This window comes from Thalassobacillus sp. CUG 92003 (genome assembly GCF_013618635.1).
GTDB lineage: Bacteria > Bacillota > Bacilli > Bacillales > Halobacillaceae > CUG-92003.
Window position 1 is genome coordinate 326,632 of sequence record NZ_JABLSJ010000004.1, and the last position, 26,342, is coordinate 352,973.

General features: G+C 43.6%; 22 protein-coding genes. 12 read left to right on the plus strand and 10 right to left on the minus strand.

Going from position 1 to position 26,342, the window contains the following annotated elements; translation table 11 throughout:
* Positions 1-2: 2 nt before the first annotated feature.
* The 7 genes from fapR to sdaAB form a co-directional block, all read right to left on the minus strand.
* On the minus strand, positions 3-578 hold the full coding sequence (fapR, locus tag HOP45_RS08450) for a transcription factor FapR (RefSeq protein WP_181348827.1): 576 nt from the start codon (positions 576-578) through the stop codon (positions 3-5).
* 236 nt (positions 579-814) lie between these two features.
* Positions 815-2,227, minus strand: coding sequence for a glycoside hydrolase family 18 protein (locus tag HOP45_RS08455; protein WP_181348898.1), 1,413 nt, complete (start codon positions 2,225-2,227; stop codon positions 815-817).
* 154 nt (positions 2,228-2,381) lie between these two features.
* Positions 2,382-3,308, minus strand: a complete 927-nt coding sequence (locus HOP45_RS08460; protein WP_181348828.1) for a S66 peptidase family protein — start codon at positions 3,306-3,308, stop codon at positions 2,382-2,384.
* Between the two features lie 31 nt (positions 3,309-3,339).
* A complete protein-coding gene (locus tag HOP45_RS08465; protein ID WP_181348829.1) occupies positions 3,340-4,164 on the minus strand; it encodes a M55 family metallopeptidase in 825 nt (274 codons plus the stop codon).
* A 90-nt stretch (positions 4,165-4,254) separates the two neighbouring features.
* Positions 4,255-6,291 (minus strand): ATP-dependent DNA helicase RecG, encoded by a 2,037-nt coding sequence (gene recG / locus HOP45_RS08470; RefSeq protein WP_181348830.1) that lies wholly within the window; start codon positions 6,289-6,291, stop codon positions 4,255-4,257.
* A gap of 5 nt (positions 6,292-6,296) precedes the next feature.
* Positions 6,297-7,181: an L-serine ammonia-lyase, iron-sulfur-dependent, subunit alpha gene (sdaAA, locus tag HOP45_RS08475; protein ID WP_181348831.1), complete on the minus strand. Its 885-nt coding sequence runs from the start codon at positions 7,179-7,181 to the stop codon at positions 6,297-6,299.
* 17 nt (positions 7,182-7,198) lie between these two features.
* The gene (gene sdaAB / locus HOP45_RS08480) at positions 7,199-7,861 is read right to left on the minus strand and encodes an L-serine ammonia-lyase, iron-sulfur-dependent subunit beta (RefSeq protein WP_181348832.1); all 663 of its coding nucleotides are present in this window, start codon (positions 7,859-7,861) and stop codon (positions 7,199-7,201) included.
* 186 nt (positions 7,862-8,047) lie between these two features.
* Between sdaAB and HOP45_RS08485 the strand changes: the two genes are divergently transcribed.
* From HOP45_RS08485 to HOP45_RS08495, 3 genes are all read left to right on the plus strand, one after another.
* Positions 8,048-9,325 carry an NCS2 family permease gene (locus HOP45_RS08485; RefSeq protein ID WP_181348833.1) on the plus strand — a complete coding sequence of 426 codons (1,278 nt, stop codon included), beginning with the start codon at positions 8,048-8,050 and terminating at the stop codon, positions 9,323-9,325.
* Positions 9,326-9,678: 353 nt separating this feature from the next.
* Positions 9,679-11,283, plus strand: coding sequence for an SLC13 family permease (locus tag HOP45_RS08490; RefSeq protein ID WP_181348899.1), 1,605 nt, complete (start codon positions 9,679-9,681; stop codon positions 11,281-11,283).
* A gap of 471 nt (positions 11,284-11,754) precedes the next feature.
* Positions 11,755-12,396, plus strand: a complete 642-nt coding sequence (locus HOP45_RS08495; RefSeq protein ID WP_181348834.1) for a BMQ_0737 family morphogenetic spore coat protein — start codon at positions 11,755-11,757, stop codon at positions 12,394-12,396.
* Between the two features lie 117 nt (positions 12,397-12,513).
* On the opposite strand, the gene neuC is transcribed toward HOP45_RS08495, so the two are convergent.
* The 3 genes from neuC to HOP45_RS08510 form a co-directional block, all read right to left on the minus strand.
* Positions 12,514-13,638 carry a UDP-N-acetylglucosamine 2-epimerase gene (gene neuC, locus HOP45_RS08500; RefSeq protein ID WP_181348835.1) on the minus strand — a complete coding sequence of 375 codons (1,125 nt, stop codon included), beginning with the start codon at positions 13,636-13,638 and terminating at the stop codon, positions 12,514-12,516.
* The gene (locus tag HOP45_RS08505) at positions 13,638-14,684 is read right to left on the minus strand and encodes an N-acetylneuraminate synthase family protein (protein WP_181348836.1); all 1,047 of its coding nucleotides are present in this window, start codon (positions 14,682-14,684) and stop codon (positions 13,638-13,640) included. Before HOP45_RS08505 ends, neuC begins: the two co-directional genes overlap by 1 nt.
* A gap of 79 nt (positions 14,685-14,763) precedes the next feature.
* Complete coding sequence (locus HOP45_RS08510; protein WP_181348837.1) at positions 14,764-15,873, minus strand: DegT/DnrJ/EryC1/StrS family aminotransferase; 1,110 nt, start codon at positions 15,871-15,873, stop codon at positions 14,764-14,766.
* Between the two features lie 526 nt (positions 15,874-16,399).
* Between HOP45_RS08510 and HOP45_RS08515 the strand changes: the two genes are divergently transcribed.
* From HOP45_RS08515 to HOP45_RS08555, 9 genes are all read left to right on the plus strand, one after another.
* Entirely contained in the window at positions 16,400-17,443 is a 1,044-nt protein-coding gene (locus tag HOP45_RS08515) for a polysaccharide biosynthesis protein (protein WP_181348838.1), read from the plus strand.
* Complete coding sequence (locus tag HOP45_RS08520) at positions 17,427-18,782, plus strand: hypothetical protein (protein ID WP_181348839.1); 1,356 nt, start codon at positions 17,427-17,429, stop codon at positions 18,780-18,782. The genes HOP45_RS08515 and HOP45_RS08520 overlap by 17 nt, the downstream gene beginning before the upstream one ends.
* Positions 18,783-18,798: 16 nt before the next feature.
* Positions 18,799-19,794 carry a Gfo/Idh/MocA family oxidoreductase gene (locus HOP45_RS08525; RefSeq protein WP_181348840.1) on the plus strand — a complete coding sequence of 332 codons (996 nt, stop codon included), beginning with the start codon at positions 18,799-18,801 and terminating at the stop codon, positions 19,792-19,794.
* Entirely contained in the window at positions 19,779-20,765 is a 987-nt protein-coding gene (locus HOP45_RS08530) for a Gfo/Idh/MocA family protein (protein WP_181348841.1), read from the plus strand. The genes HOP45_RS08525 and HOP45_RS08530 overlap by 16 nt, the downstream gene beginning before the upstream one ends.
* Positions 20,766-20,780: 15 nt before the next feature.
* A complete protein-coding gene (locus HOP45_RS08535; protein WP_181348842.1) occupies positions 20,781-21,476 on the plus strand; it encodes an acylneuraminate cytidylyltransferase family protein in 696 nt (231 codons plus the stop codon).
* 16 nt (positions 21,477-21,492) lie between these two features.
* Positions 21,493-22,113 (plus strand): acetyltransferase, encoded by a 621-nt coding sequence (locus HOP45_RS08540; protein WP_181348843.1) that lies wholly within the window; start codon positions 21,493-21,495, stop codon positions 22,111-22,113.
* Between the two features lie 385 nt (positions 22,114-22,498).
* Positions 22,499-23,965: a CDP-glycerol glycerophosphotransferase family protein gene (locus tag HOP45_RS08545; protein ID WP_181348844.1), complete on the plus strand. Its 1,467-nt coding sequence runs from the start codon at positions 22,499-22,501 to the stop codon at positions 23,963-23,965.
* Between the two features lie 195 nt (positions 23,966-24,160).
* Positions 24,161-25,519 carry a glycosyltransferase family protein gene (locus HOP45_RS08550; protein WP_181348845.1) on the plus strand — a complete coding sequence of 453 codons (1,359 nt, stop codon included), beginning with the start codon at positions 24,161-24,163 and terminating at the stop codon, positions 25,517-25,519.
* Between the two features lie 27 nt (positions 25,520-25,546).
* Complete coding sequence (locus HOP45_RS08555) at positions 25,547-26,341, plus strand: sulfotransferase (protein WP_181348846.1); 795 nt, start codon at positions 25,547-25,549, stop codon at positions 26,339-26,341.
* Position 26,342: the final 1 nt, after the last annotated feature.

A 26,342-nucleotide genomic window follows, 5' to 3' on the forward strand; every position in this document is an offset into this window, starting at 1 on the left:
CGTTAATCCTGCTCCTTCTGTTCCGGGGATCGAAACATTGTAAAAATGCCTGAAAAAACTTCCTCGTTCTCGACATAACTTGTCACTTCTACAGTTGTTCTCCCCTTATATTCGCTGTCTAATACTCGAGCTTTTGCTACTACCCTTTCTCCCAGGTTGACCTGTCGGTTAAACCTTATCTCTGACTTTGTTGTCAGCGCCAATTCATCATTAATAACGGCCACTGCGAGAGAGTTCGCTTGCGCAAAAATATGATGGCCTCTTGCTATATGATTTCGGGAAAACACGTGATCGGGCTTGATATCAAGTATGGAAATCGCGCGACTATCCAATTCTAAATCAACCATTTCCCCGATTACTTCTTCAATAGGGAGTGCTCTAACCGTTTCATCCCACTCTTGATGCGCGACAGATTTTATCCGTTCGCGTAATTCAGGAATATTCAACTCCATACGGTCAAGTCGAATGGTTTGTATACTGACGCCAAACCGTTCAGCCAGGTCTTCGTCTGTTATAAATGGAGTGGCAATAATTGTGTCTTTCAATTCCATTTGCCGCGTTTGTTTAGTTTGTTTCATACCGTTCCACCATTCATTTTTATGACTAGGTACTAATAGTAATATATAATACCAGATGAATTTACGCAACAGGAAATAAGACTTTGATCGGGCAATCAAAGCCTCATGCAAATGCTCTGTTCCATCACAAAGTTGGTTTTAGTGTACGTTCCGATAAAAGCTTCTAAAAGGACGCTTCTTATGGTCTCGCTTAAGATTTTCCCAAGAGCGGGTTACCACAAATCCCGTGAACGGCATCAACGCTTTCTAACATTGAAATTCGTTTGGAGAACGGGCCAGTTTTGCGGGAACGGGTTGCCTAGCACCCAGAAACTGACGCCTTTCAACCCGTATTCGTTAACGGTATCATATTTGACTTGAACACTTCTCGCATCTTCAAACCATACTTCATGCTGCTGCCCACGCTCATCTACGTAACGGAAAAAAGGGGATTGGTACGTTTCATCATACTGGATGTCCGCTCCGTACTGAACGGCCAATTGTATGGCTTGTTGTGGGCTGACTGTCGCAGCAATCGTGCCTTCTACCCAAGGCACATTCCAATCCCTGCCGTAGAGCGGAACCCCCATCAGGATTTTGTCGGCAGGTATGACAGTCACGGCATAATCTAACACGTCGCGAACGTTATTTATCGGAGCGATTGCCCACGGTCTCCCACCTGCCCAGCCCCACTCGTACGTCATGAGAACCACGAAGTCTACGATCTCCCCATGGGCAGAATAATCATGGGCTTCATAAAGCAAACCTTGTTGATCTCCCGATATCTTTGGGGCAAGCGCCGTGGACACGCTTAATCCCAAGGGGCGCAACCGAGCGACAGCTTTTCTTAAAAACGCATTGTAACGTTCCCGATCTTCAGGATAAACGTACTCAAAATCCAGGTTTAACCCTGTGTAACCTTTGGTATTGATTTCCTCCAGGACAGCTGTGAGAAGACGGTCTTGACGGTCAGGGTTCCGTAGAATAGCAGCAGCTAAATCAGAGCTGAAACTGCCATCTGCAAAATTGGTCAACACAAGCAGGGGCGCCAGGTTATTGGCGCGCGCAGTCTCGAGCAAGGCCTGTTCCTGCATCGTGGTTATTCCTCCATCTTCCGTGACCGCATACATAAAGGGAGCGAGGAACGTAAAATACCTGCCCAAGACGTTGACTTCCTGTTGTGCAGCTTCCCCTTCACGTGTCGTATACGCGTTAACATCAATAATAGGCTGAGATTGAGCAGGGATCCTTAACCGTTGGCCTGTGTAGATCAACGCGGGATTCGATAACGAATTGGCTTGCACAATTTGATTAATAGACACCCCATAACGCTGGGCAATCCCCCAGGTCGACTCGCCTGGCTGTACCATATGATATGAATAAGGAAGCATGAGAAAATCGCCCGCAAAAACAAGCGATGGATTAGCAATATCATTCATTTCGACGAGTTGGGCAACAGACACCTCATATCTTCGGGCAATGCTCCAAATATCATCCCCTGGCTGAACCACGTACTCACGTTGAAGATCTGGAATGACGAGGGCCTGCCCGACTACAAGGACATTTTCATCGGCCAGGTGATTGAGCAAGCCGATCTGCTCCACATTAGACTGATACATTTGTGAAATGCCCCACAACGTCTCCCCAGGCGACACGACATGAATGTGCATATCCAACCCTCTCTCCTCGGCAAAACTTCGTTTATACCATCCTATTCCACTCATAGGTGATTGAGAAGCTGTTTTTCCTCCCTCGAACGGATCGCCCGGATTTCATCATGAGGAGCTCTTGAAATAAGTGCCTCACAGCTATAGGCAGCGTGTGTCAATTGTTTCGAACACCCGGCTGTATCCTCAAAGACTGCTTCACTGTTGAAAGCTCGGCTTGAATACCTAATGGCACTGAAAAATGAGGCTGGCAATGGCCGATCAGAAATCCGCCCATTACGGGTTTATGAAGATGAGCTAAGTATTCATATAAGACCTCTTGTAACGTAAGCGATGGCTTCTCATTTGTGGGAAAAGGATTTTTGAAATCGCCGACGACTACACCAGCTGCATCAGCTAATTTCCCGGCCAAGCGCAACTGATTGAGCATGCCGTCTATGCGGTAAGGCTCTTCATCAATATCTTCAATGAGCAATAGCGCATTATGGCAATCAATCTCATAGTCGGTCCCAAGTGTTTGCACAATTAAGGAGAGATTGCCGCCCACCAACTTTCCGGTAGCCTCCCCTTTTGAAAGCACCCAGAGATCGGAAATGGTATTGTCGTAATGTAGGACTTGAGGGGAAAAAAGTTGGTTGAACGATTGTTTGGATAAATCGTGAAAATCACGCTTGCCGATATCCGAACCGAGCATCGGTCCGTGAAATGTGACGAGCTCACTTTTTAGTCGCAACGCGGTAAGTAAAAATGTAATATCACTGTATCCCCAGATTATTTTTGGGTTTTGCCGCACTAACCTATAATCTATCTCATCTACTAACTGACCGCTGCCGTACCCTCCGCCCGCACAAAATATACCTTTGATAGCAGGATCAGCAACCATCTCATGAAAATCTCGTAATCTATGTTTTTTCGACCCGGCTAAATAGCCTTTAACACGGGATATATGCTTACCTAACCGTACGTGTAAGCCTAATTGTTCGAAAAATTGAGTGGCACGATACGTTTGTTCCATATTTGGGGGACTGGCTGGTGCTATCACCCCGATCGTATCTCCGGCGTTCAGTTTCTTTGGCAGGATCATCTTTACTCCTCCTTCAGTCATCACAACGTATTCAACTGAACGATGCGCGAGAAGCCAATTCGGTCATCACAAGCATGGCTTGATACGCTTCTAACATATCCGAAGCTTGAAACGCTACAGTAGTCGTACCCGGGGTGATGACAGCTCCAGGCATTAACATTGCCCATTCCGCTTGACCATAATGACAGAACTCAATTTTCAACTCCGGCTTTTCAGGCGGGACTAGCGGTTTGACCCTTTCTTTATTGGCCAATGCTTGTCGTGTTTTTTCTGATAATAACTGGGCCGCCCGCTTTGGATGAAGCGTTTTGACGGAAGACCGAGACATACTCTCTTTGACAACGGCTGTCGTAATATTCGGAATCAAGCTTAAAGCTTCCTGAGCCGTCTGGTCATCGCCTGATACCATTAGCACTGGAACGCGATAATAACCCGCCAGATAAGCATTTAAACCCAGCTCTCCTACGATATGATCGTTAAGGTAAAAGTTTCTCACAGCAGATACCATTGAGTGCGACAACACCCCCGGTTGGCCAGCACGGGCGTGGTAGCCCAAGAAAAATGCTCCGCTGTAGGATGCTTCGAGTCCTTGCATCATCGAATACGGTTTGACGTCTCCTGTAATCAAACGAGCTTCTGGATGCAAATCTTCTATTAAGATGTTGTTCATTTTAGAGTGGCTGTCATTGACTACAACCTCTTCATGACCTGACTGGACAATCTGTTCAACCACAGCGTTGGCTTCTGCTGTCATCAATTTCTGCCCACGCGGATAATTACGCTGGCTGGAATCGACGAATGTATCATCCGGAATGCCGGTAATGCCTTCCATATCGATTGTTACATAGTAGTTCATGTGAAAACCTCCGTTTTGACACGCATTAAAAGAAAGGCGGGGTGCCCACTATATTACGTATGAGCAGCCGTGAGAGATCATACTGCGATCTTAATCGAGCACCTCTCCCTGCAGATGGATGTCGTTTGCGATGATGTCTTTTAACGGACGGAGCTCGTCATCCTCCTGCAATTGACGAGAAGCGATCAATGTTTGGGCATCTTTTCGTGCCGTTTCTAATGCTCGATAATCATGTACCATATCTCCTACCTTGAATTCAGGTACACCGCTTTGTTTCTTTCCGAAAAAATCCCCCGGTCCTCTTAATTTCAAGTCTTGCTCTGATAACTCGAATCCATCTGTCGTTTCTGTCATGATGCGCATTCTTTCTTTTCCCACGTCGCCTTTCGGGTCAGCCAGTAAAATGCAATAGCTTTGCGCATGACCTCTCCCCACCCGTCCTCTCAGCTGATGGAGCTGGGAGAGGCCGAATCGCTCCGCATCATAGATGACCATAACTGTAGCATTAGGGACGTTTACGCCAACTTCCACCACAGTAGTTGAAACGAGAATTTGGAAATCGTTTCGGACGAACGCTTGCATGACCTCTTCTTTCTCATCATTATGCAAGCGGCCGTGCATCAAGCCGACCTGGATGTCGGGTTCATAAAAAGCAGCCAGTTGGTTATGGACATCTACCGCGTTTTGGATATCCAGTTTATCCGACTCTTCAATCAAAGGACAGATAACATAGGCTTGATACCCTTGCTCAATTTCTTTTTTTACAAATTGCAGCACCCGCTCCATCATGTTCCCTTTCGCCCAGTGCGTTTCGACTGCTTTTCTGCCTGCGGGCATTTCATCAATGACAGACACATCCATGTCACCGAAGGCAGTTATAGCAAGTGTGCGGGGGATGGGCGTGGCTGTCATGAACAGTACATCCGGGTTCAACCCTTTGTCACGCAACGTTCTACGCTGTTTAACCCCAAACCGATGCTGTTCGTCAACAATCACAAAACCTAAATCATTGAAATCGACTTCATCCTGGATCAAAGCATGGGTGCCAATAAGGAGATCAGTTTCGTGGTTGCGGACTTTTTCAAGAATGGCTTCCCGTTTTTTCCCTTTAACGGAACCTGTTAGCAAGGTTATACGAATGGCATCACCGAACATATCGATGAATGATTCATAATGTTGTTCCGCCAATATTTCTGTCGGAACCATTAATGCGCCTTGTTTATTCGCTGTAATGGAAGCATACAACGCAACCGCAGCTACTGCTGTCTTACCGGACCCGACATCCCCCTGCAACAAACGATTCATCCGATACGGAGACTTCAAATCAATTAATATTTCGTTTAACGCCGTTTTTTGAGCTGATGTAAATTCGAACGGAAATGACTGGATAAAAGAAGTCAACCGGTTTTTATCATACTGTTGAGCATTTCCTTCTGTAGCTTCCCTTTTCAGTTTTCTGAGCAGCTGCATCTTGAGCTGAAAGATTAAAAACTCTTCGTAAATAAAGCGCCGTTTTGCGTGTTTCAGTAACTCCCGGCTGTCAGGGTAGTGCATTTGCCAAAGGGCGTTGAGCCGATTAGGCAGTTTATACTGTAACAGCATGTCTTTAGTCAGGATTTCAGGCACATGTTCACCGAAATCTTCTAATGCTTGCTTCACGACTTTTCTCATTTTTGCCAAGTTAAGGTCTTCTTTTAATGAGTAGACAGGCTGAATCGGTTCCTGACTCTTAGCCTCTCCTTTTTTGTATTGAGTGACCGTGATTTGTAATCGATGTTGATCCCACTTGCCTGTAACAGTGACAACATCACCATCCCGCAGCTGTTTTTTTGCAAATGCCCGATTGAACATGACGGCTTTTATAGCAAACTGCTCAACTTGCAATGTGAATGTCAGTCGAGATTTCTTCTTCCCATAGTAGGAAAGAGAAGGTTCTCCGACGACTATGCCTTCAATTGTAGCCTTCTCCTCATGCTCAATTTCGGTGATAGGTTTCACTTCATAAGAGTCATGGCGAAACGGAAAGTAGAATAGTAGATCCTCTATGCTATGAATCCCCATCTCTTGCAATGTTTCTGCCATTTTATCCCCGACACCATTTACGTGATCGACTGATGAATGCAGCACGTTTTTCACTCTTTTTTCAAGGAAATACCGTATACTTTAGCTTCGAGCTCGCGGCCAGTAGGTGTAGCTGCAAGGCCGCCTTGAGCTGTTTCACGAAGAGCTGACGGCATCGTTTGACCAATTTTGTACATCGCATCAATCACTTCATCACATGGAATCCTGCTTGTAACGCCTGCGAGTGCCATGTCTGCAGCAACTACTGCATTAGATGCTCCCATGGCATTACGTTTGACACACGGCACTTCTACTAATCCGGCAACCGGATCACAGACTAAACCGAGCATATTTTTAATGGTAATGGCCATAGCTTCCGCAGACTGAGCCGGTGTACCCCCAGCCATTTCGACTATTGCTCCGGCCGCCATCCCGGCAGCAGAACCTACTTCAGCCTGACAGCCACCTGCAGCACCTGAAATGGAAGCATTATTGGCTACTACAAACCCCAGCGCGCCAGAGGTGAATAAATAACGAACCATTTGTTCGCGCGTCGGATTCAATTTATTTTTTACTGCAAATAGCGTTCCGGGAACGCAGCCAGCGCTTCCCGCCGTTGGCGTTGCGCAAATCGTTCCCATAGAAGCATTGACTTCATTCGTTGCTACTGCTTTACTGACGGCATCCATTAGGAGGTGGCCGGACAGCGGTTCTTTTTCCTGCATATATTTCTGTATCAAGACCGCATCTCCCCCCGTCATGCCACTATGAGACTCAACACCTTTGAGCCCGTCCTCTATAGCTTTTTCCATGACGTCTAAGTTGCGTTCCATTTCCCCAAAGACATCTTCATACGATTTTTCTTTCACTTCCATTTCTTGCCGGATCATGACTTCCGATATAGAAATGCCTTCACTTTCTGCTAATTCCACCAGTTCTGCTACGTTTCGAAACATAATTGATATCCCCTTTTTTATTCAGATATTTTTGCAACTTGGACAATGTGTTCGGCTTTTTCCAATTCATCAAGTACGTCATCGTCAACATTTTGATCGACTTCGATTACCATTAGCGCTTCTTGCCCCTCTTCTTTACGGGAAACCTCCATATGTCCTATGTTTATTTGGCGCTTCGCCAGAATGGAGGTGACGGAAGCAATGGCGCCGTATCGGTCATTATGGATCAACAAAATGGCAGGGTGACTACCTGAAAGGCGTAGTTCGAACCCGTTCAATTCTGTTATTTCTGCTTTTCCGCCTCCGATCGATATGCCCACCAATTCAATACTTCCCTGATCGTCACCCATTTTGATACGTGCGGTATTAGGGTGGTCTGTATGGGCATCCTCTTCATGAAACCGGACCCGGATTCCTTTTTGTTTAGCTGTTTCCAATGATTTTCCGATACGTTGGTCATACGTATCGTAATCGAGTATGCCACCGACAATCGCAACATCGGTTCCATGACCTTTATATGTTTTGGCAAAAGAGCCGTACAAATGGATGTTAGCATACTTTGGTTCCCTGCCGAATAAATCACGGGCAGCCCGGCCGATTCTAGCAGCACCTGCTGTATGTGAACTGGATGGCCCGATCATAACAGGGCCGATAATGTCAAAAACAGATCGAAACTTCATATGTATCTCCTCCTCAACACTTCTATTCTACCGAGAAACCGCTTACGATAACAAGTAGCACGTGTCCGTTCTTTTCACTTGATGTTTTATCTTGCGGAGGCACTCTAGGGCCGTTATAATAATGAGTTGTGGGTTACGTCGTGTAATCGGGTGGGAGAGGGATGCAATTTAATAAAGGAGTTTGGCATGAACAAGCTTAAGGAACAATCAGCCATATCTCCATTATGGAAAAAAGAACTGCTAGCCGGCCTTATTGGCTATTTTACAACAGTCTATATCATTGCCGTTAACAGTTCTATCCTTCATGATGCGGGTATGCCTGTGCAAAGCGGCATGGTTGCAACCATCATGGCCAGTGCTATCGGTTGCCTGCTTTTGGGTTTGTTCGCAAAAGCGCCGATGGTTCTGATTCCAGGAATGGGCGTCAACGCTTTATTTGCTTATTCGATTGTCAATGGCTCATCGTTAAGCTACCAAGAAGGATTGGCTGTCGTGTTTATCTCAGCCATGATTTTCCTCGTGACTGCCTTCACCCGATTAGGGGAATGGTTAAAAAATGCCATCCCCAGTTCGCTTAAACACGCCATCACGGTCGGTTTAGGGTTGTTTTTAACGTTGATCGGCTTAGAAAAAGGCGGCATAGTCGTCAGAGGGGAGCATTCTCTGATTGCTTTAGGAGATCCATCATCAAGCTTAGTCATCACCAGTCTCATGACGCTAGCAATCGGGATCTTCCTCTTTACCCGGAATGTACCCGGAAACTTTTTGCTTACCATGATAAGCGGAACAGTTATCGCATCATTCTTCGGGTTGCTGGGTGATAAAGGCGCTCCTATATCACTGGCAAACCAGCAATGGTTATGGCTCCCTTCCTTCACAGCAGTAGGCGATTTTGCGTTTTGGATGGCTATGTTTCCTTTGGCGCTCGTCCTGATTTTTGAAAACATGGGCTTGCTCCAAGGCCAGCTAGCGATGCTTGATCAAGAAAATAAATTTAAGCGTTCTTACCAAAGTACTGCGTTCTCAGCTCTTGCAAGTGGTTTCTTCGGCACTTCTCCGACTGTTTCATCAGCAGAAAGTGCTGCTGTTATTGCTTCAGGCGGGAAAACGGGGCGTTCAGCACTTGTTATGGCTGGTTTATTTCTGTTGACTTTATTTGTTATTCCATGGATTTCTATGGTTCCTGCATCAGCGATAAGTCCGATATTAATTATTGTGGGGGCTTTGATGGTGCAATCGATTAAAGAAATCCCTATGGAACAACTTTCAGAATCTATGCCTGCCTTTCTTATCATCGTAATGATTCCATTCACTTATTCGATTGCGGATGGCATGGCGTTTGGTTTTATCGCCTATCCGATTGTCAAAACGGCGATGGGGAGAAAGCGGGAAGTATCTCTTCCCTTGATGCTGATCGCGATGATGTTTTTGTTTGAAATCGTCATGCGATCTATCGGCCATTAAATGTTGGCGCTATTAATCAGCGTTTAATGATACGAATAGCAAACAAAAAAACCTCCCTCATTATGGAAGGTTTAAGCTTGTAGAGAACCCTCGTGTTCCTCTACATTTTTTTTTGTGCGCACGGGCAGGTGACTACCACACGTTCTCTGCGAACGAACGCCCGACTTTCCACGTGTAACCCACACTAACCCACACTGCTGAATCATGAGTCTCCCTCCTGAAGTCTTTGCAGTACGAAGTTTTTGGTGAGTTTAACGAGCTGAATAAAAGGAAAACGGTCACTATAACCTATTAGATGAGGAGGCACATTCGTGAAACAATCCGTATTGTCGATTTGGAACACATTATGGGAGATGCATGATAAGGCACTGGATCTCTTACGTTTTTTTGCAAACGGTAACACTAATTGGAAGGATGATGCGAACCGGAACACTTCAGTTCAACAGGATGAGGGACAAAAAACACCGCGTCACTATGGAAGGCGCCAATTGATCGGGCTCATACTCGGACCGCTATTATTTATACTTGCGTTACTTTTTTTTCAGCCCGAAAATTTATCACCGGAAGGGCAAGCCGTATTAGCATCCACGCTATGGATTGCCACGTGGTGGATAAGTGAGGCCATCCCGATTCCGGCAACCTCATTATTACCCATCGTCTTGTTTCCGTTGACGGGAGCACTTGAAATCGGCCCGACGTCTTCGGCATATGGAAATGACATCATCTTTTTATTTATGGGGGGCTTTATCATCGCCCTGGCCATGGAACGTTGGAATTTGCATAAACGTATCGCATTGACCATCATCACATGGATCGGTACAAGTACTGAACGCATTGTCTTAGGTTTCATGGTCGCAACAGGCTTCCTATCCATGTGGATTTCAAATACCGCAACCTCCATGATGATGGTACCCATCGGCCTCGCCATTATTTATCAAGTTTCCGAAGGCTTAAAGAACGATGAACATATCGACACTTCACCGGAAAATTTCCCCTTTGGCAAAGCTTTGATGCTAGGTATCGCTTATTCCGCTTCCATTGGAGGATTGGGAACCTTAATCGGGACCCCTCCTAATACACTCTTCGCAGGCGCCGTTGACGAAATCTACAATATCGACATCTCATTTGCTAGATGGATGTTGTTCGGTGTTCCTATTGCGATCGTATTTATAGCCATAGCCTGGTTCTACTTAGTGAAAATCGCATTTACGATGCAAGTCAAAGAATTGCCTGGAGGAAAGAAGGTAATAGAAGAAGAAAAACAATCTCTTGGGAAAATGGCACCTGAAGAAAAAGTTGTTCTCACTATTTTCACATTGACGTCTATTGCCTGGATTACGCGTTCGTTTTTCTTAGCTGAGATTAATGAAGGAATCGATGATGCCGTCATTGCTATTACGGCTGCTATCACCTTGTTTGCCATACCTTCTCAACGATATAAAGGGGATGCGATCATGAATTGGGATACAGCTAAGGGACTGCCGTGGGGCATTCTTCTCTTGTTTGGCGGCGGCCTTGCGATTGCAGCAGGGTTCGAGGAATCCGGACTGGCAAAATGGGCCGGTGAACAATTAACAGTGCTGGAAAATGTTAATTTCTTCATAATTTTACTCGCGGTTATAGGTCTGGTGATATTCCTGACAGAAATCACTTCCAATACGGCAACAGCCTCGATGATCTTCCCGATTATGGCGTCGCTTGCAACAGCGATCAATGTGCATCCTTATAGTGTCATGATTGGGGCTGGGGTTGCAGCATCCTGTGCATTTATGCTTCCGGTAGCCACTCCGCCTAACGCAGTAGTCTTCGGGTCGGGTTATTTACGCATGCCGGACATGGCTAAGGTTGGAATATGGTTGAATTTCACAGCCATTATTGTGTTGGCACTCTTTATATACTTTTTAATGCCGCTTGTGTGGGGAATTGAATTAACTAACTTCCCTGAGGGATGGAAATAATAAACGAGTCAAGTTAACTCTCGTTGTTCATTTACAACAGCAATCAATGAGGTTGGGTCCAACCTAAATAAAACACAAAAAATCCGAACATTTCGCTGAAATCGTTCGGATTTTTTGTGTTTTAGGGGGGTGTCCAATGACCGCTCCGTCAAAACACTTCGCTTACATGACAACACTCCCCTCAAAGGTAGCCCATATTTAAAACATACTTTATAGCCTGGCAGTCAAGCTGCTTGATAATTAGCTTTTCATGATACAGGTACACTTTCCCTCCTGTTGAAATATACATAAAGAAAATGACTCAAAATTTTTGATTCTGGTCATTTTAGAACTTTCTCATATTTTACATTCAGTTGCATTTCTTACAGCATAATATTTCAAAAATTATGCGGATTCACTATACCCATAATTCATTCTAATCATATGCTACAAGTGTAAGAAATCAACCCTAATTAGGAGGTGTTTGCAAACATGCAAGCAAACAATTTAAACGGGGGTCAAGAACTCCTGTGTATTAACACATCTAAAGTTTATGATTGGATTCTTAACGAGGCGTCATTTGATTTGACGCTAGTTGATGAAGATCTGCCAACCGTTGATGAGGAAACCATAACATGTGACGATATCATCGGGCCCGTTACATGTGAAGTAGCACCAACGGATCCAGATAACCCAATCGACGTATTGAGTCGTGAAGATCGCCCATTCGTTATTGATGGAGCCGAAATCACACTGCAACTTGTAACAGTCCGTAAAAACTTCACCGTTACGTTTTCTTTCCCAACTGCAGATGGCGTCGTTGAGCTTCCTCTTGACTTCTCCCGCTGTGAACAATTCATCTTGTGTGCGCCAACAGGTACTGAGATTGAAGTCTCTTACACGGATCTAGATTGCTTTATCTGTACGTTTGACTGTGATGAAGTTGACGACACGTTCGACGCCCTAGTTACAGTTCGATTGTGCCAAAGCATTCAGTCTACGTTCCCTGTAACACTTGAATTAGTAGCGGATTTCTGTCAACCAAGAGATATCCTTCCTACTCCTGCTTGTCCGACTCCTACTATGCCGCCACAATGCCCGGTCCTTTTCCCGAATAACGGCACTGGAGACTAAACAGAGATGAGATGTAATACGCCAGAATGATCCAGGCTTATCGAGACTTTCTCGATAAGCCTATTTTTTTGTATCATGCTTTATCTAGTCTAGAAGGCACCTTTCTTGGTGAACGTCCTATCCAAAGAGCCTTGATTTTATTTCCTGGACGATTACGTCACGGGGAGAGTCGAGTACATCATACGGGTTTGCAAACTGAACAGGAGACTGGCTTAAGACTATTTTTAATGTCTGATGGATGTGCCGTTTGTCATAATCAACGTCCCAGACGTGAGTGCCTCGTTCACGGCTTTTCTGCCTGTTCCCTACATTGATGAAGGGTAGATTGAAAAACGGCGCTTCTATTATGCCACTGCTGCTATTGCCGATCAGCACATCAACATTAGCCAATAAAAACAAGTAATCATCAGGAGATAGTGTCTCCACATACGTTACATCCTTATAATACGACAGCATTTCATGAATACACGACGTGAACGTCTCTCCGCCTGCGTCACTATTGCTTCCTAAAATGAATAACTGGAGACCATCGAATGGGATGAGCGCCTGCAGGACATGATTAATCTGCTCTTCAAAGGGAAGCGACTCTTTCGAATCTGGATGCATCACGACTAAAACCCTTTGTTTATCTTCAGCTATCTTAAACGCTTGCTTCCAGCCCTTTATTTTTTCAGCCGTTGCACTGGTGACATTAACGATATCGTGTTTTCGTAACGAGCCTGTTGTTACAATACACGATCCTTCGATACCCATGGCGATCAGGCGTTGCTTTGATTGATGGGTACTTACAAAATGAACATGGGATAATTTCGAAATGGCATGTCGAATCGCATCATCGGCCGATCCAGATTGTTCCCCGCCGTGCAGGTGGAAGGTCATGATGTTTTGATAATGAGCAGAGATGGCCGCAGCAAGCATTTCTCCTCTGTCACCGAGCACTAATATGCCATCCGGCGTAAACTGCTCCAGAATAGAGGAGAAGTACAATAGGGCCGTACCTACCGACTGTGACATGGCACACGTTGAATCTCCTTTGTATAATATCGAGGGGCTAGCAATGATTTCAAAGCCATCTTTTCTTATCCCCTCCACAGTAGATCCGTATTCTTTCAAAACATGCATCCCTGTTACAACAAGCTGTAATCGAATGTTCTCCTCCTGTTGCAACTTTAATAACAGCGGCCGGTATATGCCATAATCAGCCCGTGTCCCCGTAAAACATATGATGTGTTTAGCTGTCATCAGTCATCCTTTCTGTGAAGATCTTCCCAGTACACCGGTTCACCCTGTGCTTTGCTCCGCTTTAGTGCAGAGCCGAGTACAGCTTGGTAATCACTTGTTTCGATTCCTTTATTCGGGCGGAGGTACATGACGTCTTTTTCAGTAAGTCTATGATTGACCGGCAAGTCGGCAGCTGCATAAATGCCACGTCGTACAGCCGCTTTCGTATTCATTTCGGAAGGCGTGACATGTTTAACCCCGCTTCCGAGTGCGGTTTCAATTCGCCTGATCCCTTTCACCATTCGGGTGAATTCTTCCGGAATCAACGATGCTGCGTGATCCGGACCATCCAGGTTCCGATCAAGTGTGAGGTGTTTTTCTATGATTTTGGCCCCAAGTGCCGTCGCAGCAAAAGGAACGTCACAACCAAGAGAATGGTCCGAGTAGCCGACGATGCAATTGAATGTGCTCTTTAATTTCTCGAGCACTAGCAAATGGAGGTCCTTATATGGTGCGGGATAAGCTGAGGTACAATGAAGCAAAGCGAATGGTGTGTCAGTCGGGAGGATGGAAACCATGGCTTTGATTTCCTCCAGAGTGGCCATCCCCGTTGACAGGATGAGAGGCTTTTTATAGGAAGCAAGATGCTTGATCAAGGGGTAATGCGTCAAATCACCACTTCCTACTTTGTAGGCTGGTACCCCGAGTTGCTCAAGTCGTTGCGCACTCTCAATATCGAACGGCGTTGATAGAAAAATAAGCCCAACCTTATCACAATAAGCTTTCACTTCAACAAACTGGGCAGCAGTCAATTGATAGTGTTCGAGCATCTCCTTTTGACTCGTGAAACCTGCTTCTTTTTGATAATCGGCAACATCCCCCTCAGCTGTCACGAGACTCTCTGCCTGATATGTTTGGAATTTAACGGCATTTGCACCCGCGTCTTTCGCCCGCTTTATCAGTTGCTTGGCAAGGGACACCGAACCATTATGATTAATCCCTATTTCTGCAATTATAAAAACCGGGTGATGCTCACTGATTGTGTTATCTGCTATTTGAAAAGTCATGCCTAAGCTCCTTTTATGAAGAATTAGTGATGTACACCCCTTTCTGCCTCCTTAGTTATATATGCGCCATCACTAAAGCCTACGTTTTAAGGGCGCGACTTAATGTGTCAATAACCTTCGCTTGGTCTGTCTGCGTTAAATTCGTATAGAATGGAATCGCTAATGTCCGTTCTGACATGGCCTCACTGTGAGGAAAACTGCCTTTCGGGTAGCCGAACTTTTTTTGAAAACTTGGCTGCAGATGAATAGATGGAAAATAGGGCTTTGCTTGCACATCATGGTCAGAAAGATACTGAATAACTGCCTGCCTCGATTTCGATTCAGGCAGAATGACAATGAACACAAACCAACTGATTTTACAATTCGAATCAATCAGTGGCGTGGTAACAGCGAGCTTATATCGGGAGAGGAGTGTGAAATAATGCTGGGCCACGCGTTCTCTTCTTTGCAAAATACTGTCAAGCCGTTCCATCTGGCCGACTCCGACTGCAGCCTGTAATTCGGACATCCGGTAGTTATAACCGATATGGTCATGTTCAAGCCATGCACTGCTGGCGTTTCTCCCTTGATTACGCAAGGCGGAAGCTATTTCATAAATATCCTCCCGGTTGGTTACAAGCACGCCGCCTTCTCCGGTTGTTATTTGTTTATTTGGATAAAATGCATAAACGCCCACGTCACCAATCAAGCCAGCTGGGGTTCCTTTCCATTCTGCTCCTATTGCTTCGCAAGCATCTTCGATCACAACTAAATGATGCTGTTTAGCAATGGCCATAATGGCATCCATGTTGCATGGCTGACCAAAAATATGTACGACTAATAGGGCTTTCGTTTTGGATGTGATAGAGCGTTCAATCAGAGAAGGATCTAAATTGAGTGTCAGAGGGTCAATATCGATGAATACCGGTTTCACTCCTTCATAAACGAGGCAATTACCTGAAGCAATGAAGCTGTATGGCGTGGTGATCACTTCATCTCCTTCTGTAAGCCCGAGCGATTTAACCGCCACATGCAATGCACTGGTTCCACTGTTCATCGCAACAGCAAAACGAGCGTGGAAACGATCTATGAAGGCACGTTCGAATTGCTCTGTCTTCTTCCCCATGCTTAACTGACCAGAATCTAGAACGTCCTGCACATACTGTTTTTCGAGCGAGGTTATATCAGGTTTTGACAAAGGGATCATCATAATCGTCCTCCCTTGTGGCTGATGAAATGTCCTGGAGTACGCCAACATCCACTATAAATAATCTATGACAGGCACTGGTCGTCTTAGAAGCTGCATCAGCGTTTTTTTTCGTTAAGCAGGTGATTCAGCCATAAGGAGAGGATTGTGGGAAGACGGGAATTGGAGGTTGAGGGAAATATCCTAGCCGCTAAAACACGGGAGCTGGATAATGCATGTAATAGAATAGGTTTTCTATCTAGAAAGCCTTTCTTGCCCCATCCCATGGATGCAGTGAAGAAGAGAAGGACAAACGACCTTCACGATACAAGACGTCATCCGTCGGTTGTATCGTGAAGGTCGTTTACTGCATAACACTTACTGCCCTATCAACTATGGGTTAAATGCCACATCCATCTGGACATTTATCACAAACCTATGCCCTTTTTACGTTAAATCCCTGTATTATAGGCCGCTTACTGATTCAACGCTCTGTCTATCGTCATAAATTAACTATTAGAACTCTCATAAGAATAGAGGTGTAAGTCTGATGGTCAATCACAACGATTTAAAAAAATACTTTAAAAATCAAAATATATTAGTAACCGGCGGCACTGGCTCCATCGGACAGTGTATCGTTTCGTCATTACTAAACTATGAACCGAAGAAACTGATCATTTTTAGTAAAGACGACAGCAATCAATATTTAATGAAACAAAAATATATGCATCATCCTAATGTCTTTTTCCATTTAGGGGATATTCGTGAGTATGAGGCTGTGGAGTATATAACGAGAGGCATCGACATGGTCTTTCACGTGGCAGCACTCAAACAAGTCCCTGTGTGCGAGGAGCATCCTTTTGAAGCAATTAAAACCAATGTTATGGGCAGTGAAAATGTCATAAAGTCGTGTATTTTGAATAAGGTGAAAAAAGTTGTCAATATCAGTACGGATAAAGCCGTCAACCCGTCAAATACCATGGGGGCGACGAAACTGCTTTCAGAAAAATTATTTTTGAATGCGAATACTAAATTGAATAATGACCAGACTCAGTTTTGCTCTGTCCGATTCGGCAACGTGTTGAACTCAAGGGGGTCTGTTATTCCGTTATTTTTGAAACAAGCTCAGTCGGGTGAGTCATTAACCGTAACTGAATCCAGTATGACCAGATTCATCATGACGATAACGGAAGCAGCGGAATTGACGTTGAAATCAGCCTATTATGCCAATGGCGGTGAAACTTTCATATTTAAAATGAAATCTTTGAATATCCTCATGCTCGCTGAAGCGATTCGAACCTTTTATAAAGATAAAGGAAAATCACTCCCCTCTGTTAAACAGATTGGTAAAAGAGCTGGCGAGAAACTGTACGAAGAGCTTATTTATGCGCATGAATTCGAGCGCGTGGTCGAAGATCCTGAACTTTATGTCATTCTTCCGGATTCTGTTGATTCGTTTCTTCATTTTAAACGAAACACCGCCCCAAAATTTCGTTCAGATCAAGTGGAGCTTTTGCAAGAAAGCGACATCATAAGTATATTAACTGTTATTGATGAGGAAGGGAGGGGGGACACTGGTGCAACTAAAAACTAAAACAATCTGGTGTTTCACCATTGAATTTTTGCAGACATTTGCACATATATATTATGACAGACTGCCAATTTCCCTCCTGCTCTTACGGGATTTTCAAAAATTCACTGAAAAGAACTTATCAAAAATCGACACGCGTTTCATCAAGCGACAACCTGAGTCCTCAATCCAAAAAGCGTGTGAGCCATATTTATTGAAATCGCGGCCAAAGCAGAATGCTGGCGGGTATATATTAGCTCGAGCCGATCTCTACCCCCTGACTAAAAACTCGAAACAGTCCTATATTTATTTAGCGCATCATAAAAATGAATACAAACGAATGTTACGTCACAAACAGTGTCGTCCATTATACAACCTGTCGAGCCTGCCAGAAAAAAAACTGCCTGTCAGCGAAGCGAAACGCGTGATGCAGGAATTGAACCGGATATTCAAGAACCGGCAAACACCTGCACTCTACCGAAAAAAATATTTTTGTACATGGATGCGAAAAACAGTAAAGAAGTTATTAGTGTCCATACGGAAACTACACACTTTATTTGAGAAATATCCCATTTCTAAAACGTTATACGGCTCTACCATCAATCGACACGGCGTCCTTGTCACCACCTTCGCCCAAAGCCGGCACATTTGTACGATAAACTTTCAGCACGGTATTTTAGGAGATATCGGGCACCTGCCGCTCAATGCTGATATGAACCTCGTATGGGGAAAATCACATCAGAAATTCCTGGAATTTCACGGGGCCCCAAAAGAAAAAATCAAAATTGTTCCTCCCTACTTCCCAAAAAGTCACATCCATCAGAAGTCCTCCCCTCCTCCATCCCGACGCATTTCAACGCCTCCTAATAAACATAGCACTTCAGCCCCTTACCATGTCCTCGTAGCACTACAACCTTTAGGTGAGGCATTCAACACAAAAATGATACGAGATATCGAAACTGCAGTCCGCCCCTATGCACCTAACATAAGAATCCATTACAAACTTCATCCGGATCAAAACGCTAGCACCTATAAACCTCTCTTATCCTCCATTCACTCTCGCATTCATCAACATGGAAGTACCTCTCTCCAACAGTTGATAACCTTAAGTGACTTCATGATCACCCATTCATCTGCAGCAGCTTACGAAGCATTATTATCCAACAAACCTGTCTATTACTATTCCAAACCGAAACCGATTTATTACTTAAAAAGTCAGCCTCAATTCATAAACAATCAGCAGAATACAAAGCGCCTGTTTATGAAGCTCATCAGCACACCTGGGTTGGTATTACAGCCGATGACGTTAAACGATCACCTCTCACCTGTATTAGGTACTTATAATATTGATGCATTCATCTAAGAAAGGAGCTGGTATCATGGCGGTTGATAATATCGCAATCATCGGGGCAGGCCAGATCGGCAGGCGCCATATGCAAGCTTTAAAATTGATCGATCGCCCGATTCGTTTGCATGTCGTGGATACAAGCGACGCATCTTTGCACTTAGCTAAACAACTGTATGATCAAAGTCCTCCGCCCCGTTACAAACAGGAGGTGAAGTACGTCTCTGATCTATCCGCACTCCCTCAGGACTTAAGTTTAGTCATTATTGCTACGACTTCTCGCGTCAGAGAAACAGTCCTGCATACGCTGCTTCAGGAAAAATCAGCGGCTTCTCTCATTATGGAGAAAGTCGTGTTTCAGCATGCTGATGCCTTCCAAAACGCATCTGATCACATGACAGCCAAAAACGTGCAAGCATGGGTAAACTGCCCGATGAGAACCTACCCTTTTTTTAAAAACTTAAAATCATTAATAGCACAATCACCATACCTTGAAGATACGATCACCTATACCATCAGTGGCAGCCGATGGAATTTAGCATCCAATGCCATCCACCAACTTGATTTGCTTGCGTTTTTATCAGACGAATCGGAATTCAAGTTAGATTCAGGTTCACTTCATTCCACTATCGTTGACAGTAAGCGGGATGGTTTCCTGGAAGTAACTGGGTCTTTAACAGGAACAGGAAGAAACGGGCAGCACATTACCATGACATCGTTTGCTGAAGGTTCAGCTCCTCTCGTTATCGACGTGCATACCGCAAACGTGCGCTGTATCGTACGGCCATCTGAACAAAAAGCTTGGATTTCAGAGCCTGTGAATAACTGGACATGGAGGGAGACAAACTGCGTCTTCCCCTATCAGAGTCAACTGACTCATTTCGTTGCACAAAGCATTTTAGATGACCGAACGTGCGAGTTGCCCTCTTTTTCCTTATCGTGGCAGCTCCATCTGCCTTTACTTCAGTCGTTGACCAATCATTTTAATAATCAGCGAAAAGAGGATGTAACGAAATGTCCGATATCCTAAAGCGCATAGTGTTAATCGGAGCCGGATCAATGGCGATGGAATATGCGAAAGTACTGGAAGCTCAAAACATCGACTATTTGTGTATTGGTCGCAGTCAGAAGAGTGCTGAACGCTTCACTGATATGACGGGGCATTCTGCCATTTCGGGCGGAGTGGATGCCTATTTATCTACGTCTTCCTCTCTCCCCTTGCAGGCCATTGTTAGTGTGGGCGTCGATCAACTCGCCCCAGTTACAAGAAGCTTGCTTAAACATGGCGTTAAACAGATTCTTGTTGAAAAACCTGCTGCTCTTAACATCGATGAGCTGCGCCAGCTAAACCAGATAACCACTTTTCAAAAAGCCAATGTCTATGTAGCGTATAACCGCCGCTTTTATAGTTCCGCGCTCAAAGCGGAAGCATTCATTCGTGAGGATGGTGGTGTGAAATCGTTCACATTCGATTTCACAGAATTAGGTCGTCGCATTCAATCATCCAACACGCCTGCTGACATTAAGAAGAATTGGTTGTTAGCCAACTCCACACATGTTATCGATTTAGCTTTTCATTTAGGGGGCGAGCCTCAAACCATTACGACCCACCAAGCTACTCCTCTTAATTGGCATCCGCCAGGAGCTGTGTTTTGTGGGGCAGGCAAGACCAAAAAGGGAGCACTTTTTTCATATCATGCCAATTGGAATGCTCCAGGTCGATGGGGAATTGAACTTGTAACGGACAACAGAAGGCTTCGTTTACAACCGTTAGAGGAATTGCGCGTACAAATGCTTGATTCATTCGACTTCAAGCAAACCAGGACAGACGATGAGCTTGACGCAAAGTATAAACCCGGGTTGTACCGTTTAGTTAAAGCGTTTCTTAATGTTGATGTTGATCCTGATCCTGATCCTAAACTTTTAACTGTGAGCGAGCAGTATCGAAAAGCAGCGCAATGGTACCACCCTATCACTTACAGTTCATCCCCCACCCTCTAAGAAGGAGTGATCAGCATGGTCTCCGTGTTAGGCATAACTCTTGCGAGAGGCGGATCTAAACGTCTGCCTCGCAAAAACATAAAAAAACTTCAAGGTTTACCTTTGATCGAATATACAATAAACGCAGCACGAAAGTCTCGACATATCGATCGTTATATTGTCTCTACCGATGATCAGCAAATCGCAGATGTTGCAGCAAATGCCGGTGCACAAGTGCCGTTCCTGCGTCCTGCGTCACTGGCAAATGATACTGCGAGCGCTATGGACGCTTGTCTCCACGTATTAGATTACTGCAAGTCCAGTGAAGGCTTTGAGCCCGAGATTCTTGTCCTGCTTCAGGCTACATCCCCCTTGCGTACAGAACATCACATCGATGAAGCCCTTGCTCTCATGGAGCAGCAAGACGCGCAGTCCATCGTAAGTATGTCTACCCTTGAATACCACCCCAATACGCTATTGGAGAAAACGACAGAAGGCATGATCTCCCCCTTTTGTTCCGACTCCGATTTATTAAAAAACGGAACCAATCAGGAGCTTTATCGGATAAACGGAGCTATTTATGCCATCAAGACAGCGAGTCTATATAAAAATAAATCCTTTTTCGGCCCATCCACTCTTCCTTATATCATGTCACGCGAACATTCCATTGATATTGATACGGCTCTCGATTTTCAAATCGCTTCCCTGCTTATGCAGGATCGTTCCGATTGAACGGAGGCGTGATGACATGATTGGTATAATCGGCGCAGGAGGGCATGCGAAAGTCATAACAGATATTTTCCAGCTCACATGCCCTCACCATCGTTTGGTGTATTTCACTTCTTCACCTGCTCAGCTCGAGGGAACACCTACAACATTTTCAGATTCCCTTGATTCACTCCAATCAGAAGCTTCCACGATCACAGGCTGGCATATCGCTATCGGCTCGCCCTCGATACGAAAACACAAGGCTGACCAATTAACCGCGCAGCATTTGTCTCTCATCACTGCCATCCATCCAAAAAGTGTCATAGCAAAGAGTAGTGTAATCGGCGCTGGAAGTTCCATCATGGCAGGTGCCGTTGTCAATCCTTCCTCTACGATCGGTGAAAACTGCATTATAAATACATCCTCAAGCATTGATCATGATTGTTCCATTGCATCTTACGTGAATATTGGACCAGGGAGTCATGTGGCTGGGAACGTTCAGATCGAATCTCTAAGTGATTTAGGGGCAGGCACCATTGTCATTCCCAATATTAGAATAGGGAAGGGCTGTGTCATTGGAGCCGGGTCTGTCGTAATCACTGACATTCCTGATGACTGTACAGCCGTAGGAGTACCTGCTAAAGTGATTGTTAGAGAGTGACTTTAGGTAATAAAAAAAGCGGTGAAACTCTGCCGTTTTGTGTTATGGACTATGCCAAAATTCTCTTAAACTATCGAACAGTAATATCCGCGTAGAGGCTGGACTGTGCTGGAGTAAAATAATGGAAACAAACCGCTTGGGTACTAAATCCAAGCGGTTTTGTATGTACAGCATTATGTGAGTTAAACCTAAAACTTTTACCAGGGTATTACCATATTTTCAAAGCATCGAAAGGAATTTGTCCACCCCTTATTAATTTTATGGCGAGAGAATCAGAAATCTTTTATCAAAACTGGGGAATGAACTATACGGACTGATAGATAAAACATATGATATCAATAGCTCACTCATGAAACACTATACTACGAAGCAAGGAGGAAAACATTTGTACGGTGATCATAAATTAAACAATCATCTCCGCATAAGGTATGGATTAACAAAAGAGTTTTTTGAAACGTTCAGTTCACTGTCTTACTCCTCCATTGAACTGCCCCTGACTATGATTTATCACTATCATTTCAGTGTTATAAAACCATTCGTCAACAAGCACCAAACCAATAACAGCTATATCAAGAAAAAATCCTATAACTTTAAATCGATGAAAGAAGTTCAAAAGACCCTGTACCGGGCTCCATTATGCCAAAAGAACTTGGCTAATGAACCCGGGCGGAAAGCTGTATTAGTACCAGGTGCATTTTTGCCCATGGCATTGAAATCATTGAAACATCATCAGGTCGTTTTGCTCATCTCAAATAAAAACGATGAAAATACCATAAAAGAATACCCCCGGATTCCAGCCAACTTTTCAATATTTAATCTCAAGCAAAGCACACTCTCCACCAAGATGCCTAAGAAGGCGTTCAAGAACATGAAGCACAGAGCTAACAATCTGATTCGTAAACAAAAGAATCATGAAGTGTTCGGAACCTCTTCCTTCAAGAGAATGCTTCACAAACAAATCGTCAATTCCATGAAGCAAATATACGTGTTGCAAAATCTGATCCGTAAAAGGAAAATCAAAATAATTTTATATTTGAATGAATATATTGCTCCGGGTAATATCCTTGCCCTGTTGGCTCACAAATTCAACCTCACATTCATAAATGTTCAATACTATTTATCAACAGATGCTTCGATCATCCCTTCCAGAGCTCATTACTATTGCGTTTGGGGTACGTACTATAAAAAATGGCTGGAAGAACGTGGAATAGCCGGAAGCAAGATCTTGTCAATCGGCAGCCTGCGATTCGAAATCCAAAAAACCCCAGCCAAACTTAAGAACCGATTGACAGTAGATAAAAGGCTGCGGATACCCCATAATCACAAACTCATCACATTTTTTACCCAGGATTATCCTGGAAAAGTCAACTCATCTATGATGAACTGGATCACTCATTCCATTTCTAATAAGCCTGTAACAGTCGTTATCAAGCCCCATCGAAGAGACCATCAAGACTATTCGCATTTTGTAAAACATAAACAGATTATCTTGGCTCCTTCTAATTTTCACTCCTATGATCTTCTGAATGCAAGTGATCATATTATGGCCATTTCTTCAAATATAGCAATTGAAGGTGCTATGTTCAAAAAAGGGATCATTATCTTACAGCCGAGTATCGCTTACGACTTTCGTTATAATTACAACGACTTTTACCGTCACCTTGCTAGTGCAAATGCTGGGGCCATCATTCGTAATAAACACGATATGATGCATACGATTAATAATCTGCTTCACTCCACTCAAGCTGAGAGCGCATTAATTGAGAAAGGTCAGCACTGTCTCAAATATACAATAGACGATGCGGATTTACCTTCTTTGCGTCTAAGACGTTTGATCGACGATCTCACATGATTATACCCTAAGTAGGTCAACTCCTGTCTCATGAGTATTGAATAAGTTTTTATTATTAAACCAAAAGAAAGAAGGTAACCTTTTATGTACGGAGGTGAACCCCTCGATAACCATTTCATCATAACTTACGGGTTAATGAAGCAATTTCATGATGCTTTTAAACACATTAAGTATAGGGGGATCCCCCTTACACTTATGATGTTCACATCATTTCAAAGCATCATCTCACCTGTGGTTGAAAAACGAATGACTAAACCCACCAAGTCGCTTATCAGTCAGTACAAGATCCACTCGACTAAGGACCCTATGAAATATTTCACGCCCCCCCGTGTCGCTAAGAATCTATTAAACGACACTGAACGAAATGCAATTATGATGCCTGCAGCTTTCCTAACATTCGCACTCAAAAAATATCCAAATCATCCTGTTATATTGACGATATCCAACAAAATGGATGAAGACTCACTAAAAAATCGACATCTCCCCAAAAATTATAAAACCATACAGTTGCAAAACATTACCAATAATACAAAAATATCCGCTCAATCGCGAAAAAAGTATAAATCAGCTGTAAAAAAAGTATTAAATAAACACCGAAAACATGAAATCTTCGGTTCAACTTCGTTTAGGAAACGCATTTTCGGGATTATGTTAGTTTCTATGAAAATCATCAAAGTACTCGAGGAATTAATTTTGAAACATAATATCAAAGTCATCTTAGGATTGGATTTAGTTGGATTTCCAGGAAAAGCATTATCGATACTCTGTCAAAAATATAATTTGCCTTTTATTTGGGTTCAATATTGGTTACTTACTGACGCCTCTATACTACCTGCATTTGCTACCCACTATTGTGTATGGGGAGATAATTACAAACGATGGATGGAAAATAAAGGGATAGACTCTGGAAGAATCCGAACAGTTGGCAGTCTCCGTTTTGAAAATGAAAATCGGAAACCGAGATTAACACGAGACAATTTTAACAATCGATTAAACATTCCTAAGGAAAACATCATCATTACATTTGCAACTCAAAACTTCTCTCAACCTATTTCAGAGAAAGTGATCGCTGACATTATGCCCTGGTTTGAATCTGTTGCCGAAAATCTTCCTATCACCATTTTGATTAAAACACGTCCTAAAGATAGAGCTTATTATCTAAGCTATGTCCAATCCAACAAAATAATCTTATCTCCTCCTTCACTGGATTTATATGAAATCCTCCATCACAGTGATTTTCTTATGACCATTTCTTCGACGACTGCTATTGAAGCCACATTGTTTAACAAAGGAATTATTGTACTTCAGCCCAAAATCGATTACCACTATAGAAAAAACTATAACGGGTATCATCGTCATTTAGCTAATGCAAGGGCGGGAGCAATAGTACGTAATAAAAAAGTGTTTTACAGGACGATGAAAAAAATTGTCAAATATAACCGGTATCGAGCTAAACTGATCGAGCACGGCCAAACCTTATTAAATCAATCGTTGGATCTCTCTGCTCCTCCATCGGATCAGATTAGCCAATTGGTTAATACGTACCTCAAATGAAAAGAAAATTAGAAAGGAGAATTAATTATGAAATACCTCTATATTAGTGGATTGATGCGTAGTGGAACCACGATTGTAGCCAACTTCCTTAACACGCAAGACCATGTTACCATTTATCGGGATTTTCTTATTTCGTTGCGAAATCAAAAAATAGACAAAAGTGTTTTGACAGAAGGCGAAAAGTCCAACTTGATTACTGGCTTACAAAAAGAGTTCGATAACTTTAGCCTGCTACCTAGAGTTAATTATTCTGACTCTAACCAGCTGATCGATATTTATAAAGCTTCATTACGTGCTATCTCCTCACCAAACGATATTATCGTAGGAAATAAGTGCACGCAATCCCTCTTTGCTCTGGAGCCCTTAATGACTGATCCTGACGTATTAGGATTATATGTCGTTAGAGATATACGCGATGTCTTATTGTCGACAAAACAACGATATCTTAATCAATCATCTTTTCGTGAATCCATCATGACTAAACAATGTAACCAGTGGAAAACAGAAGTCAACCATGCTATGCGTCTGCAGAAAAAATATCCTGACTCCTTTTATATCCTAAAATATGAAGATTTTGTTCAAAATAGCGTAAGCAAAGAACTAGCAGACTTCTTAAATTGTAAACTGGATTGGTCTCTAAAGACTTACAAAGACCGTGAAGGAGAGGAATTTCTTCAAAATTCCTCTTTTAACAACACATTTTCCGGAGGATTATCTACTTCAGCCATTGGCAGATGGAAAAAGGACACCGAGAATAGCGCATATTTGAGAGAAGCAGAAAGAGTCTGCAAACGTGAAATGAAACAATTAGGATACATGTAAC

Bases quoted from the DNA above. Each gene is read 5' to 3' on its own strand.
- fapR (WP_181348827.1), bottom strand. From the start codon at position 578: ATGAAACAAACTAAACAAACGCGGCAAATGGAATTGAAAGACACAATT.
- HOP45_RS08455 (WP_181348898.1), bottom strand. From the start codon at position 2,227: ATGCACATTCATGTCGTGTCGCCTGGGGAGACGTTGTGGGGCATTTCA.
- HOP45_RS08460 (WP_181348828.1), bottom strand. From the start codon at position 3,308: ATGATCCTGCCAAAGAAACTGAACGCCGGAGATACGATCGGGGTGATA.
- HOP45_RS08465 (WP_181348829.1), bottom strand. From the start codon at position 4,164: ATGAACTACTATGTAACAATCGATATGGAAGGCATTACCGGCATTCCG.
- sdaAA (WP_181348831.1), bottom strand. From the start codon at position 7,181: ATGTTTCGAAACGTAGCAGAACTGGTGGAATTAGCAGAAAGTGAAGGC.
- sdaAB (WP_181348832.1), bottom strand. From the start codon at position 7,861: ATGAAGTTTCGATCTGTTTTTGACATTATCGGCCCTGTTATGATCGGG.
- HOP45_RS08485 (WP_181348833.1), top strand. From the start codon at position 8,048: ATGAACAAGCTTAAGGAACAATCAGCCATATCTCCATTATGGAAAAAA.
- HOP45_RS08490 (WP_181348899.1), top strand. From the start codon at position 9,679: ATGCATGATAAGGCACTGGATCTCTTACGTTTTTTTGCAAACGGTAAC.
- HOP45_RS08495 (WP_181348834.1), top strand. From the start codon at position 11,755: ATGCAAGCAAACAATTTAAACGGGGGTCAAGAACTCCTGTGTATTAAC.
- neuC (WP_181348835.1), bottom strand. From the start codon at position 13,638: ATGACAGCTAAACACATCATATGTTTTACGGGGACACGGGCTGATTAT.
- HOP45_RS08505 (WP_181348836.1), bottom strand. From the start codon at position 14,684: ATGACTTTTCAAATAGCAGATAACACAATCAGTGAGCATCACCCGGTT.
- HOP45_RS08510 (WP_181348837.1), bottom strand. From the start codon at position 15,873: ATGATGATCCCTTTGTCAAAACCTGATATAACCTCGCTCGAAAAACAG.
- HOP45_RS08515 (WP_181348838.1), top strand. From the start codon at position 16,400: ATGGTCAATCACAACGATTTAAAAAAATACTTTAAAAATCAAAATATA.
- HOP45_RS08525 (WP_181348840.1), top strand. From the start codon at position 18,799: ATGGCGGTTGATAATATCGCAATCATCGGGGCAGGCCAGATCGGCAGG.
- HOP45_RS08530 (WP_181348841.1), top strand. From the start codon at position 19,779: ATGTCCGATATCCTAAAGCGCATAGTGTTAATCGGAGCCGGATCAATG.
- HOP45_RS08535 (WP_181348842.1), top strand. From the start codon at position 20,781: ATGGTCTCCGTGTTAGGCATAACTCTTGCGAGAGGCGGATCTAAACGT.
- HOP45_RS08540 (WP_181348843.1), top strand. From the start codon at position 21,493: ATGATTGGTATAATCGGCGCAGGAGGGCATGCGAAAGTCATAACAGAT.
- HOP45_RS08550 (WP_181348845.1), top strand. From the start codon at position 24,161: ATGATGTTCACATCATTTCAAAGCATCATCTCACCTGTGGTTGAAAAA.
- HOP45_RS08555 (WP_181348846.1), top strand. From the start codon at position 25,547: ATGAAATACCTCTATATTAGTGGATTGATGCGTAGTGGAACCACGATT.